Source organism: Microbulbifer variabilis (assembly GCF_023716485.1).
GTDB classification, from domain to species: domain Bacteria; phylum Pseudomonadota; class Gammaproteobacteria; order Pseudomonadales; family Cellvibrionaceae; genus Microbulbifer; species Microbulbifer variabilis_B.
In genome coordinates this window covers 4064344-4082723 of the sequence record NZ_CP092418.1, presented here as the reverse complement: position 1 = coordinate 4082723, position 18380 = coordinate 4064344, and the positions used below count along the sequence as shown (strand labels likewise).

14 protein-coding genes are annotated in these 18380 nt (G+C 53.4%); 9 read left to right on the top strand and 5 right to left on the bottom strand.

Going from position 1 to position 18380, the window contains the following annotated elements; translation table 11 throughout:
- Positions 1 to 85 precede the first annotated feature (85 nt).
- The 7 genes from ribBA to ribA all read left to right on the top strand — a co-directional run bounded on the left by ribBA (position 86) and on the right by ribA (position 5023).
- Complete coding sequence (gene ribBA / locus MJO52_RS18080) at positions 86 to 1198, top strand: bifunctional 3,4-dihydroxy-2-butanone-4-phosphate synthase/GTP cyclohydrolase II (RefSeq protein ID WP_252083351.1); 1113 nt, start codon at positions 86 to 88, stop codon at positions 1196 to 1198.
- A gap of 65 nt (positions 1199 to 1263) precedes the next feature.
- Entirely contained in the window at positions 1264 to 1734 is a 471-nt protein-coding gene (gene ribH, locus MJO52_RS18075) for a 6,7-dimethyl-8-ribityllumazine synthase (protein WP_152454910.1), read from the top strand.
- 65 nt (positions 1735 to 1799) lie between these two features.
- On the top strand, positions 1800 to 2243 hold the full coding sequence (gene nusB, locus MJO52_RS18070; protein ID WP_152454909.1) for a transcription antitermination factor NusB: 444 nt from the start codon (positions 1800 to 1802) through the stop codon (positions 2241 to 2243).
- Positions 2244 to 2253: 10 nt separating this feature from the next.
- Positions 2254 to 3201 (top strand): thiamine-phosphate kinase, encoded by a 948-nt coding sequence (thiL, locus tag MJO52_RS18065; RefSeq protein WP_252083350.1) that lies wholly within the window; start codon positions 2254 to 2256, stop codon positions 3199 to 3201.
- A gap of 46 nt (positions 3202 to 3247) precedes the next feature.
- Positions 3248 to 3736, top strand: coding sequence for a phosphatidylglycerophosphatase A family protein (locus MJO52_RS18060; protein WP_252083349.1), 489 nt, complete (start codon positions 3248 to 3250; stop codon positions 3734 to 3736).
- A 16-nt stretch (positions 3737 to 3752) separates the two neighbouring features.
- Positions 3753 to 4388: a retropepsin-like aspartic protease family protein gene (locus tag MJO52_RS18055; protein WP_252083348.1), complete on the top strand. Its 636-nt coding sequence runs from the start codon at positions 3753 to 3755 to the stop codon at positions 4386 to 4388.
- 17 nt (positions 4389 to 4405) lie between these two features.
- Positions 4406 to 5023, top strand: a complete 618-nt coding sequence (ribA, locus tag MJO52_RS18050) for a GTP cyclohydrolase II (RefSeq protein WP_252083347.1) — start codon at positions 4406 to 4408, stop codon at positions 5021 to 5023.
- A gap of 139 nt (positions 5024 to 5162) precedes the next feature.
- Here the strand turns inward: ribA and MJO52_RS18045 are convergent, their stop codons facing one another.
- Complete coding sequence (locus MJO52_RS18045) at positions 5163 to 6437, bottom strand: amidohydrolase family protein (protein ID WP_252083346.1); 1275 nt, start codon at positions 6435 to 6437, stop codon at positions 5163 to 5165.
- A 151-nt stretch (positions 6438 to 6588) separates the two neighbouring features.
- Entirely contained in the window at positions 6589 to 9915 is a 3327-nt protein-coding gene (gene pulA, locus MJO52_RS18040; protein WP_252083345.1) for a pullulanase-type alpha-1,6-glucosidase, read from the bottom strand.
- A 592-nt stretch (positions 9916 to 10507) separates the two neighbouring features.
- On the opposite strand from pulA, the gene rsgA reads away from it, so the two are divergent.
- Positions 10508 to 11629 (top strand): ribosome small subunit-dependent GTPase A, encoded by a 1122-nt coding sequence (gene rsgA / locus MJO52_RS18035; RefSeq protein WP_252083344.1) that lies wholly within the window; start codon positions 10508 to 10510, stop codon positions 11627 to 11629.
- Between the two features lie 90 nt (positions 11630 to 11719).
- On the opposite strand, the gene MJO52_RS18030 is transcribed toward rsgA, so the two are convergent.
- A complete protein-coding gene (locus tag MJO52_RS18030; protein WP_252083343.1) occupies positions 11720 to 12037 on the bottom strand; it encodes a DMT family transporter in 318 nt (105 codons plus the stop codon).
- 289 nt (positions 12038 to 12326) lie between these two features.
- On the opposite strand from MJO52_RS18030, the gene MJO52_RS18025 reads away from it, so the two are divergent.
- Positions 12327 to 14402 carry a TonB-dependent receptor gene (locus MJO52_RS18025; protein ID WP_252083342.1) on the top strand — a complete coding sequence of 692 codons (2076 nt, stop codon included), beginning with the start codon at positions 12327 to 12329 and terminating at the stop codon, positions 14400 to 14402.
- Positions 14403 to 14473: 71 nt separating this feature from the next.
- On the opposite strand, the gene MJO52_RS18020 is transcribed toward MJO52_RS18025, so the two are convergent.
- The gene (locus tag MJO52_RS18020) at positions 14474 to 16324 is read right to left on the bottom strand and encodes a DUF885 domain-containing protein (protein WP_252083341.1); all 1851 of its coding nucleotides are present in this window, start codon (positions 16322 to 16324) and stop codon (positions 14474 to 14476) included.
- A 131-nt stretch (positions 16325 to 16455) separates the two neighbouring features.
- Complete coding sequence (gene dxs, locus MJO52_RS18015) at positions 16456 to 18372, bottom strand: 1-deoxy-D-xylulose-5-phosphate synthase (RefSeq protein WP_252083340.1); 1917 nt, start codon at positions 18370 to 18372, stop codon at positions 16456 to 16458.
- Positions 18373 to 18380: the final 8 nt, after the last annotated feature.

Genomic DNA, 18380 nt, shown 5'->3' with positions numbered 1-18380 from the left:
GCATGCCGCGCCAGTGAGGGCGGGTGAGTGTAACTGCAGGGAAAGCCGCTCAATTTGCAATTGATTAATTTATCCAGAGTTAGCAATGGAATTAAATACGGTTGAAGAACTGATCGACGATATCCGCCAGGGCAAAATGGTGATCCTGATGGACGATGAGGATCGCGAAAACGAGGGTGACCTGGTGATGGCAGCGGAGCAGGTGCGCGCCGAAGATATTAACTTTATGGCTACCCATGCCCGCGGTCTGATCTGTATGCCCATGTCCAAGGAGCGCTGTGAGCAGCTGGACCTGCCGCTGATGTCGCGGGATAACGGTGCCCAGTTCAGCACCAACTTCACCGTCTCTATCGAAGCTGCCGAAGGGGTAACCACCGGTATTTCCGCTGCGGACCGTGCGCGTACCGTGCGCGCCGCCGTAAATAGAAATGCCAAACCTAGCGATATCGTTCAGCCCGGACATATTTTCCCGATTATGGCCCAGCCCGGTGGCGTACTGAGCCGTGCCGGCCACACTGAAGCAGGCTGTGATCTTTCCCGCTTGGCGGGTTTCGAGGCGGCCGCGGTAATCGTTGAAATCATGAATGACGATGGCACCATGGCACGCCGCCCGGATCTGGAAAAGTTCGCGAAAGAGCACAACCTGAAGATCGGCACCATTGCCGACTTGATTACTTACCGCGCGCTCAACGAGAAAACCGTGGAGTGCGTCAACGAACGCAAAGTGCGTACCGAGTTTGGCGAGTTTAAACTGCGCACCTATCTCGATAAGGCCCGCCGCGAGCGCCACTTCGCCTTTATCAAAGGCGAGCCTACGCCAGAGGAGCCAACCCTGGTGCGCGTACATGTGGGCAACACCCTGCGAGATGTGCTCACGATTCAGCGCGGTGATGAAAAATTTGTCCCCTGGACTTTCCGCCGCGCCATGCAGCGCATCGAGAAAGAGGGCAAAGGTGTGGTGGTATTGATCTGTCATAACGAGACCACCGAGGAAATCGAGGAGAGTATCGATTGGCTGATCAGCGGCAAGCAGCAGCGCCCCAGCCAGGACTTGGTGTACAAGCAGGTGGGTACCGGTTCGCAGATACTGCGTGATCTCAAGGTGCGCAAGATGCGCCTGATGAGTGCGCCGTTTAAGTTCAGCGCTATTTCCGGTTTTGAACTGGAAGTGGAAGAGTACTTGAACGTCGAAGAGTAATAACAGAATGTTTCCCGGCGCATTTGAAATGGCACGGGTATGGAAAGAAATACGGATTGGACATTATGAGCAACATTCAAGTGATTGAAGGGGATTTTGTCGGCAGTACAGGTAAGTACGCGCTGCTGGTGAGCCGTTGGAACAGCTTTGTGGTTGAGAGCCTCAAAGACGGCGCCCTCGATACCTTGCGCCGCAAGGGCATCAAGGATGAGGATATCACCATCTACTACGCCCCCGGTGCCTTCGAATTCCCGCTGGCCGCGCAAAAGCTGGCGGAAACCAAAAAATTTGATGCGATTATTGCACTGGGCGCGGTGATTCGTGGCGGCACTCCGCACTTCGAATATGTCGCTGGTGAGTGCACCAAAGGTCTGGCTCAGGTATCCCTGAATACCGGTATTCCGGTGACCTTTGGTGTGTTGACTGTGGACTCCATTGAGCAAGCTATCGAGCGCTCCGGCACCAAGGCTGGCAACAAAGGTTGTGAAGCTGCCGAAACCGCCCTGGAAATGGTTTCCCTACTCGGCAAAATCTAATTGCCACAGCGCCGGCCAGTTGCGCCGGCGCTGCCCATTCTGAGAAGTATCTACCGGAAAAGACAATGACCGTAACTGCATCTGCCCGCCGCAAGGCGCGCCACTACGCCATGCAGGCGCTCTACCAATGGCAAATGGCCGGCGCCAGCCTCAATGCGATTGAAGCCGAGTTCCATACTGACAACGATATGAGCAAAGCCGACGTGGAATATTTCCGCGATATCTTCCACGGGGTTGCCAAAAACCTCGACGAAGTAGAAGGCGCTTACTCCTCCCATCTGGATCGCAAAGTGGAAGATCTGGACCCGGTGTCCCGCGCCCTGCTGCGCATGGCCACTTATGAACTGAAAAACCGCATCGATGTGCCCTACAAAGTAGTGATTAACGAAGCAGTGGCACTGGCGAAAAAATTTGGCCCCACCGACGCTTTCAAGTTCATCAACGGCATCCTGGATAAGACTGCTGCAGACCTGCGCGCTGCGGAAGTGGCTGCAGACAAGAAGTCCTGAAGCCACGCTGATGGGAACTGCGCCGGGCGAATTTGAAATTATCCGCGATTTTTTCGCCAGTGCTCCTGTGGGCGAAGGGGTTGCTTTGGGTATAGGTGATGACTGCGCTCTATTGCAGGCACCCGCCTCGGGGCAGCTGGCCACCTCTATGGATACCCTGGTGGCAGGCCGCCACTTTCCGGCTGATGCGGACCCCGCTGCTATTGCCGCGCGTGCACTCAGGGTTAATCTCAGTGACCTGGCGGCAATGAATGCGCGCCCGCTCTGGTTTACCCTGGCCCTGACCCTGCCTGACAGTGATGCAGTTTGGTTGCGCAAATTTGCCGATGGCCTGCTGCAGACCGCGGCACAGTTTGGTGTTTCTCTGGTCGGGGGTGATACCACTGCGGGCCCTTTGTCGATCACCATTCAGGTGATCGGACACACGGAATCGCCACTGCGCCGAGACCGTGCCGGTCCCGGTGATCACGTTTATGTCAGCGGTCCTCTAGGTGCTGCTGCCGCCGCTCTGCCGGTGGTGCTGGGAGAGCAGAGGGTGAATGCCGATGTGCAGTTGCAGTGTGAACGCGCCTTCTATTATCCAGAACCCCAATTCCCTGTGGCTGCGGCGATTGCCGAGTTGGCCAGTGCGGCTCTGGATATTTCCGATGGTCTGCTCGCGGACCTGGGACATATTTGTGAGTCCAGCGGTGTCAGCGCTGATATTCATCTGGAGCGATTGGCCGTTTCTCCCTTGGCGCAAACTCTTGCCGCAGAGAAAGCAATGGCTCTGGCTACAGGCGGTGGCGATGATTACCAACTCTGTTTTACCGTTCCCCAGCAGCGGGTTGCAGATTTGGACCAACTGGGCCTGAAAGTAACTGCTATCGGCACCCTCATTGAGGGCAGTACCGGGGTGCGCTGCTGGCATAATGGCAACCCTTGGTCGCCAGCGGTCACTGGCTATCAGCATTTTTAAATGGTATTGGCCCGGAAGTGCCGGTGGTGGCTTTGGAAATAAGACAATGAGAATACATAACCCCAGTTTTTCCGAGCTTTTGCGCGATCCTACTCTGCTGCTGGCTTTTGGTTTTGGTTCGGGGCTGGCACCCAAGGCACCGGGTACTTTTGGCACTCTGGTTGCCATACCTTTTTGGTGGCTGATGAAAGATCTCCCCCCATCTTGGTACCTGGGAATCCTAGTGGTGACGGGTTTAGTGGGGTGTTATTTATGTGGCGCTGCGGCAAAGAAGCTCGGTGTACATGACCATGGGGGCATCGTTTGGGATGAGATGGTGGGCTACTGGCTCACTATGTTTATGGCCCCGGCTGGCTGGATTTGGGCACTTTACGGTTTCGTACTTTTTCGCCTGTTCGATATCGCCAAGCCACCGCCCATCGGTTGGGCAGATCGGTGGGTACAGGGTGGCGTCGGAATTATGCTCGACGATATACTGGCCGCCGTTTATGCGGCTTTAATATTGCAAATAACCGTGTTTTTTGTAGGGGCTTAGCGGATAGGGATTATCGATGCACAAGGCATTTTGGCTTCTGCTGGGGTTACTGGTTTCCTGTACAGCCTGGGCACAACAGGTACAGCTGAAGGGTTTGTTTGGCGATAGCGCCATGCTGGAAATCGATGGCCGCCAACGCATTCTTAAGGCAGGCCAACAGTCACCGGAAGGGGTTGGCTTGATTGAATCGACGACCAGTTATGCGCGTGTTCGCGTGAATGGACGCGAACAGAAGCTCACCCTGGATGCGCCCATCGCCGCAAGTTATGCCCAGGCTGAGCGCGCCGAAGTGCGTTTGATGGGAGATAGTCGTGGCCATTTCAATACCGATGCCTGGATTAATGGGATGCGGGTTCCAGTGATGGTGGATACCGGAGCGACCGCTCTGGCAATCAATTACCCCACCGCCCAGCGTCTGCGCTTAAATCTTAATGGTGCCAAGCGCATACCGGTGTCGACCGCCAGTGGTATCACCAGTGCTTATTTGATCAATCTCAGCAGTGTCACTATCGGTGGCATTAAATTGCACAATGTAGAAGCTACCGTGCACACTGATAACTTTCCCCAAGTGGTGCTTCTGGGAAACAGTTTTCTCGGCCGGTTAGATATGGAACAGCAGAGGGGTGTGCTGATACTGCGCGCCCGCAACTGACGTGAAGAGGTATTAAGTTGACCATTCGTTATGTGGAATCCTCAAAGCTGCCCACTTCCTGGGGTATGTTTGAAATGCACGGCTTCGAGGAAGTGGAGACCGGCAAGGAGCATGTGGTGCTCACCATGGGGGACTTCGATACCAACGAGCCCCTACTGGCCCGCATTCACTCGGAATGCCTGACCGGTGATGCCCTGTTTTCCCTGCGTTGCGATTGTGGTGCCCAGTTGCAACATGCCATGCACCGCATTGCCATGGAAGGGCGTGGAGCTATTTTCTACCTGCGCCAGGAGGGCCGTGGCATAGGTCTTTTAAACAAGATCCGTGCTTACCATTTGCAGGATTGCGGTGCGGATACCGTGGAGGCCAATGAGCAGCTCGGCTTTGGCGCCGATATGCGGGATTATTCAATTCTGAAAGCGATGATCGACCACCTGGGTATTCATGCCATTCGCTTGATGACTAATAACCCGCGCAAAGTAAAAGCGCTGGAGGACTTAGGTATAAATGTGACTGAGCGTCTGCCGCACCAGTCCGGGCGCAATCCTCACAATGCCAAGTATTTGTCCACCAAGAAAGGTAAGCTTGGTCATTTGATTGAAAATGAGGATGAAGAAGGGAAAGAAGAAAAATAACTTTTAACCTCCTTCAGACACCCCCACAAAAAAAGGCCGGATAATCCCGGCCTTTTTTTTGTGGAAATTAATTAAAGCCGAGCTCGAGTATTTGGAGTTCGGCTTTGAATAATTCAGAGGCTCCTAAAATATTGGGCTTCTAATCTTTAAAGACCTTGCCCCCTTTCATCACAAAATCCACATCTAAAAGCTCATCGATATTATCCAGTGGCGAGCCATCGGTGGCGATAATATCGGCGTATTTACCGGGTTCAATGGTGCCCAGTGAATCGCTCATATCGATCAGGTCTGCGGCGTTAATGGTAGCGGACTGCAGGATGGCCATATTGTCCATACCGGCTTCACTCATCAGGACCGCCTCGCGTGCATTGATGCCGTGCTTGGATACACCTGAGTCGGTACCGAAGGCAATTTTTACTCCGGCATCGACCGCTTTACGGAAATTGCCGCGCATATCTGTGCCAACACGTATGGCTTTTTCCTTCTGAGCCTTAGATAAAACATCGGTATTTTTTGCCAGCTGTACCACGGTATCGCCGGCGAGAAGAGTCGGAACCAGGTAAGCGCCGGTTTCTTTAAATAGCTTATGGGCGCGGGGACCTGCGTAGGTGCCGTGCTCAATACTGTCTACACCGGCCTCCAGTGCGGCGATAATTCCTTCTTCCTGATGCGCATGACTGGCTACCTTGCGCCCCATGCGCTGGGCTGCCAGGACCACTTCTTTTAGCTCATCGATTTCCATCTGCTGGCCGGTACCTGTAGCGCGATCGGTAAGTACGCCACCGGTAGAGGTGATCTTGATAAAGTCAGCGCCGTATTTGATCGTATGACGGGTCGCGCGGCGGCAATCGTAGGGGCCGTCGCATACCGTTCTGGTTTTATCGTCATGCAGTGCCATTAACTCGGGGCTAACTCCACTGATATCTGCGTGCCCTCCGGTAATACCCACTCCGCCGGCTGCGATAATACGTGGGCCATCTACCCAGCCATTGTTGATCGCATCGCGCATCGCATACATTTCTTCACCGCTATTACCCGCATCGCGCACAGTGGTAAAACCAGATTTCAGAATACGCATGCCAAACATTTGCGAGCGCATTTGGGTCAATGGCATGGACATCTTTAGGGCTTCGGAATCGTTTTTGGGCCCCAACTCAGTTTGCAGGTGAACGTGCATATCCATTAAGCCCGGCATTACGAAGCTGTCCTTAAGATCAATGACTTCGGCATCATCTCTGTTCACATAACCAGGTCGGATGGAAGTAATCCTGCCATCCTCGATTATTACGCTTTGCTCTTTTAAAGGTTTTTTACCGGGAACAGCGAGCAGTGTGCCTGCGTGGATAATGGTTTCTGCCAGTACTGAGGAAGAGAAAAGAGTCGCTGCGATACTGCTGAGAAGGAAATGCTTCATGATTTGTACACCTATTTATTATTTAGGCACACGCTAAATCAATCTGCGGAATATGACAATTGCGAGCTGATTACTTGGTGAGAGCCGGGAAATAGTTTCTAAAAAATGAAAAAAAGGCCGGAAAATCCGGCCTTTTAAAATTTATGAAGAATTAATATCTACGGCGTGGTTGCACAAATACTGCGGTAGTTCGGCCGGGTAGAGTAAAGGTGCCGCTGTTCCGATCAAATTTTACTTTGTGCAGGCGTGAGTCTACTGATCGGCGCTGACGTGGGTGCTTGAACAGGTACTCACCAATAAGGTTTTCGTTGGTAAATTCCAATGATTCGTCATCGCCATTAAACAGCACCACAATACGTTCAAAGCGGCGATCGATGCTGCCACTGGAATCGGATAACTCCATCACAATCAGCCCAGGAATCTGGTCGGGTCCGGTGTTGAGGAAATTGAGGTGTGCCTCTACGGACTCTGCATCAGACAAGCGGAACAGGGGAGAGCTGTTGCGAATCGCCAGCTGCTCGCGGAATAGAGCAGAACTCCACAAGCGGTGTTGGCGCTCGGGAGCCAATTCCGGGTTTGCCAGTAAAGGTTGCATCAGGGACCAGTTATCTTCGTTTTTATCTGCGATAGGTAAACCCGCACCCCAATTATCGGTGGCGAGGCTGAAGTCCAGTGCATTAAACCAGTCACCGGAGTTGTAACTGTCCCGATCCATTGACTTTGAGCGCAGGAAATCCTGGCCTGCGTGGATAAACGGCACTCCCTGGGCGAACAGAACCAGGGAATTACTGAATGCCTGGATACGCACTCGTTCAGCCAAGTCGGCGCTGTCGCTGGCTTTGATCTGTACCCCGTCGAACAGCGTCTCGTTGTCGTGGGCGGCAATATAATTAATGGATTCCTGTGGGTCGGCGGTATAGCCGGTGGGCTGGCCGTTATAGATCAACTCGCTGCCGGTAATGATATTGCCGTTGGCATCTTCAAAAGGATAATCCGCCAGGTTGCCGGCGAGGGAAACGCGGACTTTATCTGCCAGGGTGAGCAGTATGGCACGCTCATCTTCTCCCTCAAACTTGCCGTTGCTGTCGGTGAACAGACCGGTACCAAAGCCCTGTTCCTCAAAGCCTCCGAAGGGGTTGCCGCCACGCACGGAATCGCGCAGGCGATCGTTAAAGGTGCCGACACCGCTGCCGGCCATATTGCCCTGGCGGGCCTGTACAAAGCGGGCATCGTCAGCCACCTCGCCAAAATTCCAGCCCTCGCCGTACAGATAGATAGCGTTGCCATCGACACCATCGGCTGCCAGGGTCAGTGATTGCAATGCCGCTTGCGCCTTGAGGATATTGTCGAGGCTGTGGTGTCCCATCAGATCGAAACGGAAGCTGTCCACCTTGTAGGCTCGGGCCCAGGTGACCAGGGAATCGATCATCAGCTTTTCCATCATGGCGTGCTCACTGGCGGTATTTGCGCAGCAGCTGCTCATTTCCACACCGCCCTCCAGATTGCGGCGGTGGTAATAGCCGGGGACGATTTTATCGAGTACGGAGTTGTCGTATTGGCCATAGGAGCTGGTGTGGTTGTAAACCACATCCATCACCAGTCGCAGGCCGGAGTGGGACAGCCCTTGCACCATTTGACGGAATTCGCGAATACGCGCAGGTCCATCGGGAGCGCTGCTGTAGCTGCCCTCGGGGACGGTGTAGTGCAACGGATCGTAGCCCCAGTTAAAGCCATCGGTATCGCGCACAGCATCTACCTGGGCCTGCTGCTCGCTGCTGTCCGATGCATAGCCGGAGAGGTCCGGGGTTTGCTGCTGCTGCGTGCGATCCTCATTGACTGTGGCAAAGTCAAAGGCCGGCAGCAGGTGGATATGGCTGAGGCCGGCGCGGGCCAGTTTATGGAGGTGGCGCATGCCGTCGCTGTGCTGGCGGGTGAAAGCCTTGAAGGTGCCGCGCTCGGCTTCGGGGACAGTGTTATCCGCAATACTGAAATCGCGTACGTGCAGCTCGTAGACACTGATATCTTCCGGCTGGGTTAACTTGGGCTTACGCAGGAGGTCCCAACCGCGCGGCTTCAGATCCCGGTCATCCAGGTTGACGATCTGGCTTTTGCCGCTATTGATGGAGAGACTTAGGGAGTAGGGGTCGGTGACCAGGTTGGTTTCAATCTGGCGGCTGAAGTAGGAGTACACCTCGACCTCATAGAGATAAAAACTGCGATCCCACTGCTTGTCGATATTGGCACTCCAAACCCCGGTAGATTCATTGCGCTGCATGAATACCACCTGATCGGCGCTATCGTTGCTGGAGTCCGAAAATAAGTGCAGTTTTACCGCCCGTGCGGTGGGCGCCCAGAGATCGAGCTGGATATCGCTCTCGCCGACACGGGCACCGAGTTCACCGTCGTAATAGAAGCGGTCATCGAGGGCACCGGCCATCTGCACACCAGTCGCATCCAGTAACTTGCCCTCTGCATCGTAAGCGGCGAGGGCGAGCTGCTGGGTTACCAGATCACTAGTGGAAGCCTGCCCCGGCAATTGCCAGGCACTGAAACTGGCCAGGTGCGGGAATTTTTGTTGGGCGCTGTCGGGCAGGGTGGCGAGAGGGGTGAGATCGATGGTGCCATCGGAACGGATATCACCGTCCTCCAGTTTTAGCTCGGCGCTGTTGCTGTAGTGCAATTTAATCTTTGCACCTTCCTGCACCGGGATATCCCAGGCAAAGCTATTGGTATCTACCCAGTGAGCTTTGTCGTTACTCAGGTCACCCTTGGCGAAGCCGTCACTGCTGACGGTGACTTCTTTACTATTCGAGTCAAAAGTAAAGTAGATTTCATCGTAATCGGCAGCCACGGTAAAGCTAACGTTGGCTCCATTGTTGCCGTAGCTCTCCTCCCAGCCTTCATGCAGGGCTACCTTGAATTCATAGGAACCGGCAGGAAGCGCTGAGGTGATAAAGGTGTAGGTGCCATCTCCATCGGCATCCTGCATCCAGCTGCGCAGGCAACTGGGTTGCCAGTCTCCCGGGCACCCCAGCAGGGATTGGAAGTTGCCGGCTACAGCGGCGACCACGCTACTGTGGTTGTCGGTGATCCAGTGAGTCTCGTGGTCGTAGATAAATTTAACTTCGCGGGCCTCATCCAGGCTAAGGGAAATATTACCGCCGTCCCGCTGGCCGCCCCATCCATAATTTTCATCCCAGCTGTTGTTGAGAGTGGCTTTGTACTCCCAGTTGCCGGCGGGTATCCAAAAGCTGCCTTGCCATTTGTCGTCTTCGCTGTCATAGCTGAGCAGGGTGGCGACACAACCTGGTTGCCAGTCGCCATCGCAGCCCAGTTGGCTTTGCAGGTTGCCGGGAATATTGACCTCGGTGGGATCTGGTGTGTCAGATGCCCAAACCGGTATTTGGATGGAGCAGAAGACTGCCCCCAGAATCAGACCCGCTCTTGTGCCGAGTCCTGTAAATTTTGTTGTTGGCATAGCGCTTCCCATTTTTTCTTGTACTTGTTGCGGTTCTCTCAGTTGGTATTGAATCGCAGTCACGCATTGACGGCCTCCCACCCCGAGGAGGTGGAGGTCTGGGGGAGGTGGTAGGGGGTGTCATAAAACCTTTATAAATTCGTCACCTGATGGAAACGCCCTCAGGAGAAGATGCTTCCCGAGTAAACGTGATGGCGAAAGAAAAAGCCGGATCTATACTCAACTGATCGGGTTATAGTGAGTCGAGAAAGGTGATGCACTCGCTGTAATCGGATTCGAAGGCCGGCTTTTGCCGGCTTTGCTTTTTGTGGCGAGGCAATTACTAAGAGGCTTCCCAGGATTACAGACTTGCTCCTGTCCCCTGGTAGTGCTAATTTGCCCATAACCCGCCAAGTACAATGGCGGAGTCCAAAACTCAATTACTGCGGAGGATGATTGATGATTGTTGCAACCCTCCGTCGGGTCCAGTAGCAGCCTCCAGCTGCCCACGCCCGGCGATAGATTCCTAGACGTCGGGCTTTCCCTGAGAAAGCTCTGTTGGCCGCGTATGTGCGGTCGCTTGGTGCTTTGTTGCGCCCAGAGGGTTTCAATCTTGAGTAAATCTCACTTTACCCGCCGGTCTGTTAATAGATTCGGCACTAAATCCCCATCTATCAAAATTGAGCGGGAAGCTTCTCCGCTACAAAAACTTGGTTGGAAGTCTTTTTTCCAACAGCAGCTGACGCTCGAAGAACTCGAACAGTGTTTGCCGCTGCGGGTTATGGCTGTACACCGCAGTCGCCTGGAATTGGCCGGCGAGAAGGGGGCTGTGTCCCTTCCCCTAACCGGGAGTCTTGTGGCTAATTTGCCGACGGTGGGGGATTGGTTGTTGTTAGAGAAGAGCAGTGGATATTTTATGCGTTTGTTGAGCCGCAGCAGCCAGTTTGAGCGCATGGCACCTGGGGGGCATCAGGTGCAGATGATCGCCGCCAATGTCGATAGTGTTTTTATTGTTTCGTCCCTGAATGATGACTTTAACCTCTCACGCATTGAGCGCTATTTGGCTCTGGCGCGGGAGTCCGGTTGCCGCCCACACTTGATACTGACTAAGGCCGACCTGTGTGAAGATACTGCCCCTTTTCTTCAGGCTTTGCGCCCATTCGGTGAATTACCTGTTGCAATGGTAAATAGCCTGGATCAAGAAAGCGTGGCACAGCTGCGCCAGTGGTGCTTATCTGGGGAAACTATCGCGCTGTTAGGTTCTTCTGGAGTGGGTAAATCCACTTTGCTAAATACGCTGTCTGGCGAATCCCTGGCTGAGACTGGGACCATTCGCGAAGCCGACAGTAAAGGGCGTCACACTACACGGAAACGCTCTCTTCACTCCCTGAGTTGGGGAGCGCTGTTACTCGATAGCCCAGGAATGCGGGAGTTGGGGTTGGTGCATGTTGAAGATGGCGTGGCGGAGACTTTTTCCGATATTGAGGCCTTGGCCAGGGAGTGTCGCTTCTCTGACTGCCAGCACCAGTCGGAGCCAGGCTGTGCGGTACAAGAGGCAATAACGGGCGGTTCGCTGGATGACCGGCGCTTGCGCAATTGGCAAAAACTGCAACAGGAACTAAGCCGTAACGGTCAAACTCTGGCGCAGAAACGGGCAGGGGAGAGAGCGCTATCCCAGATGTATCGATCTGTGCAAAACCAGGCGCGTAAGCGCAAGTATCACGGGGAGGATTGAAAGTAACTCCTGAATCTCTAATTTTTATAAGTGGTATGCAACCAGGGATAGAAGGGCAGCATTAGCTGCCCTTCAAAACTGTTATGTAAGCTAGCGAGCCAGTTTTAATGTGACAACCCCGACGATAATTAGCAGTACTCCGAGATATCGTCCGAGACTGGCTGTCTCACCAAAGAAAATGACTCCCATCAGAAAGGCACCGGCCGCACCGATACTGGTCCAGACGGCATAGGAGATGCCAATGGGAATCTCTCGCTGGGCCAACCACAATAAAAACCCACTGAGGCCAATAAATACGACTGCCATTACAACACCCAGCAGGCGAGTCGATGTCTCTTGGGATATTTTTAGCCCCAGCACCCAGCCTATCTCACAAAGACCAGCCATTAACAGGTAGAACCAGGCCATGCTTTTCCTCTTTAAAGGGTAATTTTTAAAAAATCTTATTTCGACCTCCTCTTGGAGGTTAGGTTGGAGAATAGCTATCTGCCACTTTGCCTAGAAATTAGGGGAAATAGACTGACTAATTTACAGATGACGCCTTTTTATAGCGTGTTTTTACTTCGGTATAGCTTTTGACTGGGAGCTTGATAGCTTAATGCGGAAGGAGACTTTGAGAGAAGTAGGGGGAGAGTGGGAAAACCCTGCCCAGGTCCTGTATGGTTCACTGATATCAAAGGAAAAATAAGCTGGAAGCATGTTAATAAAAACCAAGAGCCTGGTGCTAATACTTTTGTCGGTCAGTCAGGTGGCTTTGTCGGATTCGGCGAAAATAGAGTCGGTCGTTGTCACAGCCAGTCGTGTTGAGAAACAGTTTCAGGATTATCCAGAAAGTTTCTCCATGGTTGATCGTTTCGAGTTAAAGCTGATTAAGCACAATCATATCCAGCAAAGTTTAGTGCGGGTTCCAGGGGCCAATGTGGCAAGGGGTAACGGTCAGGAATATTTACCCGCATTGCGTTCGCCAGTACTGTCTGGGGCTGGAGCCTGTGGCAGTGTGCTGACAATGGAGGATGGCATCCCTCTGCGGGCACATGGATTCTGCAATATTAATGAGTTGTTTGAATCCCATAGTGAAATGGCTCAGAGAATTGAAGTTATTCGCGGCCCGGCCAGCACCCTGTATGGTTCCAATGCTATGCATGGTGTCGTGAATACTCTGAGTCCGGAAATTGAAGAAAATACCAAGTCCTTTTCTGGCATTTTAGGCTTTGAAGGTGGTCCTCACGATTACTATCGAGCCAGTATTTCCGCAGAATCTAACTTTTCTAACAAAGGCAGAGTGCGAGCAGATCTTTCCCTGGCATCTGATGGTGGTTATCGGGACCACTCTGGTTACGATCAACAAAAGCTCAGCCTTTTGCACTCTATCATTACAGGGAAGACACAAATCCGTTCTCGTCTGGCAGTCACGAATTTAAATCAGGAAACAGCGGGTTATATCGAAGGATACAATGCCTATCGGGATGATCAGCGGGACAGGGAAAACCCGAATCCAGAAGCATTCCGCGATGTCTCCGCGGTACGGCTTTACTCCATTCTCGATATTGATTTGGGCTCGGAAAAAAAGCTATCACTGGCCCCTTATCTTAGAAAAACAGATATGCGTTTTCTGCAGCATTATTTGCCGGGGCAGGCGTTGGAAGAAAATGGCCAGGAGAGTATCGGCTTGCGGAGTAGCTATCTTTTTAGCTGGGCAGGCAACTTGGAAGTAGTAATGGGGCTAGATACAGAATTTACTCAAGGCTACTTACGAGAACTCCAAAAAGATCCAACTGAGGGATCAGATTTTTTGCGGGAGACTATCCCCGCAGGTAAGCACTATGACTATCAAGTAAATGCTTACAGCGTTGCTCCTTTTACTTTGGCTACCTGGAATGTTACCGATACTTTAAAGCTTTACAGCGGTGTACGTTTTGAGTCGGTACAGTATGACTACAACAATAAAATGCTTTCTGGCCGTACGGCCGAGGATGGTCTTCCTTGTGGCTTTGGTGGCTGTAGGTTTAGCCGGCCAGAAGACCGCAAAGACAGTTTCCAGAACTGGTCACCCAAACTAGGAGCTACTTACGATTTCACATCAGGCCTGCAATTATTTGTCAATATGGCTCAAGGATATCGGGTTCCCCAGGCAACTGAACTTTACCGTTTACAGCGAGAACAAACTGTTGCCGAATTGGAGTCCGAGCAAATCAGCAGTATTGAATTGGGGGTACGAGCTATTAAGGAAAACCTTTCTTATGAGCTCGTCGCTTATGGAATGCGCAAGCGCAATGTGATTTTTCGGGATACGGAGTACTTTAACCAATCGAATGGGAAAACCTCACATCGCGGTGTAGAGATGGCTCTTGGCTATAAATTTGCTCAGGACTGGCGACTGGAGGCTTCTTCCAGTTATGCGGAGCACCGTTATCGAGATGAGCGAGAGCTGAGGGGAGTACTACTGGATGGCAATCTTGTGGATTCAGCTCCCAGGGCTTTCGGTAGCTATCGCCTGCAGTGGCAACCTCGGCAAGGTATAAACGCTGAACTGGAGTGGTTGTATCAGGGGCGCTATTACACCGACCCCCAAAATCAGCATGAATATTCTGGGCATAACTTATTGAATCTGCGAGCCCGGTGGGAATTTGATCGTTGGGCTCTCTCAGCAAGGATGTTAAATCTAACCAATAGGGCTTACGCAGAGCGAGCGGACTATAGCAGCTTTGCTGGGGACAGGTATTTTCCTGGGGAGCCACGCGCAATCTATTTATCTGTATCTTCCGAGTGGTGATTTAATTAGAGGGTTTTTAGCGGATACTTCAGTCATAAAAAAGGGCAGGAAATACCTGCCCTTTCGTTTATCTAGCCCGCAGAGATTTGTGATGTTACAGGGGGAGTAACCTGGGCCGATGCAGAGCCCTGGCTTTCAATCCAGCTGTTCATTCGTGTTTCGAGAATATTTAAGGGCAGGGCACCGGCGCCAAGAAGGGCATCGTGGAAGCTGCGGATATCAAAATTATTGTCGAGTTCCTCTTCTGCTTTTACACGTAGCTCCTTAATTTTTAATTGCCCTAATTTATAGGCCAGTGCCTGTCCAGGCCAAACCAGGTAGCGATCAATTTCCACGGTGACATCGTGCAGAGGCTTGGCACTATTTTCCATAAAATAGTCAATTGCCTGCTCACGGCTCCAGCCCAGCTGATGCATGCCGGTGTCTACAACCAGACGCACGGCGCGCCACATATCGTAGGTCAGCGCCCCAAACTCGCTGTAGGGATCTTTGTACAAACCCAGGTCATAACCGAGGCTTTCGGAGTAGAGGCCCCAGCCTTCCACAAAAGCGGTATAGAGAGCCATGCGTCGCAATGGGTGAATATCAGCTTGCTCCTGGGCCAGGGCAATCTGTAAATGGTGGCCAGGCATTGCCTCATGTACCGTCAGCGCTTCCATTTCCCATTTGGGTCGACTGGGCAGGTTGTAGGTATTGGCAAAGAAGATACCCGCGCGGCCGGCTTCGCTGGAGCCAGGCTGGTAATAGGCTGTGGTCTGTGACTGCTCCGAGTAGCCGGGAATGGGTTTAACTCCATAGGGCAGCCTGGGCAAGGTACCAAACAGGGCGGGCAGCTCGCCATCGATGCGCTTGGCAATATCTCGGTAGTCTCGTAACAGGGCCTCACGGCTGGTGTGGTAAAAGCGTGGGTCAGTGCGCAGGAATTCGGTAAAGGCCTTGAAGTCACCTTGGAAGCCTGTCTTCTGCATGACAGCTTGCATCTCTGCACGGATACGCTTCACTTCGGCCAAGCCTATGCGGTGGATTTCTTCCGGGCTAAGGTGAGTGGTGGTGCTCTTTTCTACTTTGTAGGCATACCAGCGTAGACCGTCTGGGCGACTGCTGAGGGCGATGCCTTTCTGTGCTCCAGGAATGTATTCCCTTTCGATAAATTCCGCCATGTCTCGCCATGCTGGTAATAACTGGCTTGCGTAGATGGCGAGGGCGCGCTGGCGCAGGCTTTTTTGTTTCGTTTTGGGGATGGCGCTGGGCATTTCCTCAAAAGCACTGAGTAGAGGACTCTGCTCGGGAGTTGTGGGGATCAGCGCGCGGATCTGCCGGGGTAGTTCACGCAGAGTGATTTGCGGCGGAGTAACCCCTTTTCTTAATCCCTGCTGCATCAGCGTCTGTGTCTGTGTTACCAAAGTTGGTAGCTTTGATAGGCGTGCCAGAATATCTTCGTAATCAGCAACCGTACTCTGCGGCATACTGTTGAGTACATTCGGCACATTGAGCTGGATACCGCTCATATGGGTAATGGGCTGTAGATGTTCGGGGAACTGAAAGCCCTTCACCTCCCCGAGCAAATCCTGGTAAAGCAGCTGGTAGTCCAGTTGTTGCTGCTCGGGCAACTCGCTGATATCGAGGTTGCGGGTAGCACCTAAAAGTCGACGAGTCTGCTCTTGCCGAGCCTCAATGCCTCTCTTTGAGTTGTCTACCCAGCGATCATTTTGCCCTGGATAGCCCTCATAAGTGGCCTGGCTGGGAAAGCTTTCCATAATCCAGCGATAGCGCAGATCCTGTAGGGCCACCAGTCTTTCAGAGGCATTCTCTTTCGGTAGCGCCCGATAGCCCTTCTTAAAACCTTCCTGTTCCATAGCGGTTGCATTGAGGCTGGCGAACAGACCGATGGATGCGACAAGAGTTTTCTTGAGTAGTGACATCTTTCCCCCAAGGCGTGCGGAAATTGATTGATAGAAGGGCGCTAGGTCACGCGGTATCGTCAAATCAATAGTAGGCGGCTGAGTTGTGGTTCAGGAGCCCGATATCCCAGATGGTTATCGGGCCCTTATGGTTAGTTTGCGGCTGCGGCGCGGTCGTTAAAATTGTGCCGGTTAAGCAGCTGCAGGCGCCGGCGGATTTGTTCCTCAATGCCGCCGGCATCGAGGCCTATCTCTGCGAGTAGGTCTTTGTGTTTGCCGTGCTCAATAATGCGGTCCGGCAGGCCCAGTTGCAGTACGGGCAGGGTTCGCGCAGAGCTGTTGAGATACTCCATAACGGCGCTGCCAGCACCTCCGGCGATGGTATTTTCTTCGATGGTGACCAGCAACTGATGGCTGTCGGCCAGTTCATCAATCAGCGCTTCATCTAATGGCTTGACCCAGCGCATATCGGCGAGAGTGGCGCCGAGGCGCTCAGCCGCTGCCGTAGCGGGAGCGAGTAGGGTGCCGAAATTCAAAATGGCCACGCTTCTGCCTTTACGCAGTAGGCGGCCCTTACCGATAGGTAACTCGCGCATCTCTTCTTCTATCGCGGTGCCCATACCGGTACCGCGGGGGTAGCGCACAGCGGCGGGCCCCTCGTACTTGTATGCGGTATAGAGTAATTGGCGGCATTCGTTCTCGTCGCTGGGTGCAGCGATGGCGAGGTAGGGCAAGCAACGCATAAAGGTCAGATCGAAGCTGCCTGCATGGGTTGGGCCGTCTTCACCTACAAGGCCGGCGCGGTCGATGGCGAAGGTGACATCCAGGTTTTGGATAGCAACATCATGCACCATTTGGTCATAGCCGCGCTGTAGGAAAGTAGAGTAAATGGCCACAACCGGCTTTTGGCCCTCGCAGGCGAGGCCGGCAGCGAGAGTAACGGCGTGCTGCTCGGCAATAGCTACGTCTTGGAAGCGTTTTGGAAAACGCTTGGAAAACTCTACCATGCCAGAGCCCTCACACATGGCGGGGGTAATTCCGATTAGGCGCTCGTCCTTTTCGGCGGTGTCACACAGCCACTGGCCGAAAATATCCTGATACTTGGGCAGCTTCTTCCTGCCCGGCACAGCCACCTGGACTTTGCTCTCTGGCTCCAGCTTGTTCAATGCGTGGTAACCCACCGGGTCGGCTTCAGCCGGACCAAAGCCTTTGCCTTTGGTAGTGGCGATATGCAGTAGCTGGGGACCGGGCTGGCTGCGCAGGTTGCGCAGGGTGTGCACTAGATCGTGCATGTTGTGCCCATCCAGTGGCCCAACGTAGTTGAAGCCCAGTTCCTCAAACAGAGTGCCGGGTGTGATCATGCCTTTAACATGCTCTTCGGTGCGGCGCGCCAACTGCCAGGCCTTGGGAATAGCCGATAAAATCTTGCGGCTGCCCTCGCGCATATTGAGATAGGTCTTGCTGGCAAGAATCTTGGCGAAGTAGGTAGCCAAGCCTCCGACATTCTTAGAGATCGACATGCTGTTGTCATTGAGCACAACCAACATATCCCGGCCTGTGTGAGACGCGTGATTGAGCGCTTCGAAGGCCATGCCAGCGGTCATAGCGCCGTCGCCAATCACCGCCACGACTTTGCGCTCGTCGGGGGAGCCCAGGGCCATTCCCAGGGCGGCACCGATAGAGGTGCTGGAATGCCCCACGCCGAAGGTGTCGTAGGGGCTCTCACTGCGCTTGGGGAAGCCTGACAAGCCGCCTTGCTGGCGCATGGTGAGCATCTGCTCGCGGCGGCCGGTGAGTATCTTGTGAGGGTAGGTTTGGTGGCCCACATCCCAGACCAAGCGGTCCTCTGGCGTGTTGTAGATATAGTGCAGGGCGATGGTCAGCTCCACCACACCGAGACCGGCGCCGAAGTGTCCGCCGGTTTGGCCGACACAATACAACAGGTACTCGCGCAGCTGGCTAGCGAGTTCGGGCAGTTGGCGTTCATCGAGTGCGCGCAGCTGTGCCGGCTCGTCAATGACGTCAAGCAGCGGCGTATGCGGGCGTGTGCGTGGAATTTCTTCGAGCATCAAACGGT

What these genes read in the sequence shown, in the direction of transcription:
- ribBA (WP_252083351.1), top strand. Translation starts at nt 86, where the DNA reads ATGGAATTAAATACGGTTGAAGAACTGATCGACGATATCCGCCAGGGC.
- ribH (WP_152454910.1), top strand. Translation starts at nt 1,264, where the DNA reads ATGAGCAACATTCAAGTGATTGAAGGGGATTTTGTCGGCAGTACAGGT.
- nusB (WP_152454909.1), top strand. Translation starts at nt 1,800, where the DNA reads ATGACCGTAACTGCATCTGCCCGCCGCAAGGCGCGCCACTACGCCATG.
- thiL (WP_252083350.1), top strand. Translation starts at nt 2,254, where the DNA reads ATGGGAACTGCGCCGGGCGAATTTGAAATTATCCGCGATTTTTTCGCC.
- MJO52_RS18060 (WP_252083349.1), top strand. Translation starts at nt 3,248, where the DNA reads ATGAGAATACATAACCCCAGTTTTTCCGAGCTTTTGCGCGATCCTACT.
- MJO52_RS18055 (WP_252083348.1), top strand. Translation starts at nt 3,753, where the DNA reads ATGCACAAGGCATTTTGGCTTCTGCTGGGGTTACTGGTTTCCTGTACA.
- MJO52_RS18045 (WP_252083346.1), bottom strand. Translation starts at nt 6,437, where the DNA reads ATGAAGCATTTCCTTCTCAGCAGTATCGCAGCGACTCTTTTCTCTTCC.
- pulA (WP_252083345.1), bottom strand. Translation starts at nt 9,915, where the DNA reads ATGCCAACAACAAAATTTACAGGACTCGGCACAAGAGCGGGTCTGATT.
- MJO52_RS18030 (WP_252083343.1), bottom strand. Translation starts at nt 12,037, where the DNA reads ATGGCCTGGTTCTACCTGTTAATGGCTGGTCTTTGTGAGATAGGCTGG.
- MJO52_RS18025 (WP_252083342.1), top strand. Translation starts at nt 12,327, where the DNA reads ATGTTAATAAAAACCAAGAGCCTGGTGCTAATACTTTTGTCGGTCAGT.
- MJO52_RS18020 (WP_252083341.1), bottom strand. Translation starts at nt 16,324, where the DNA reads ATGTCACTACTCAAGAAAACTCTTGTCGCATCCATCGGTCTGTTCGCC.
- dxs (WP_252083340.1), bottom strand. Translation starts at nt 18,372, where the DNA reads ATGCTCGAAGAAATTCCACGCACACGCCCGCATACGCCGCTGCTTGAC.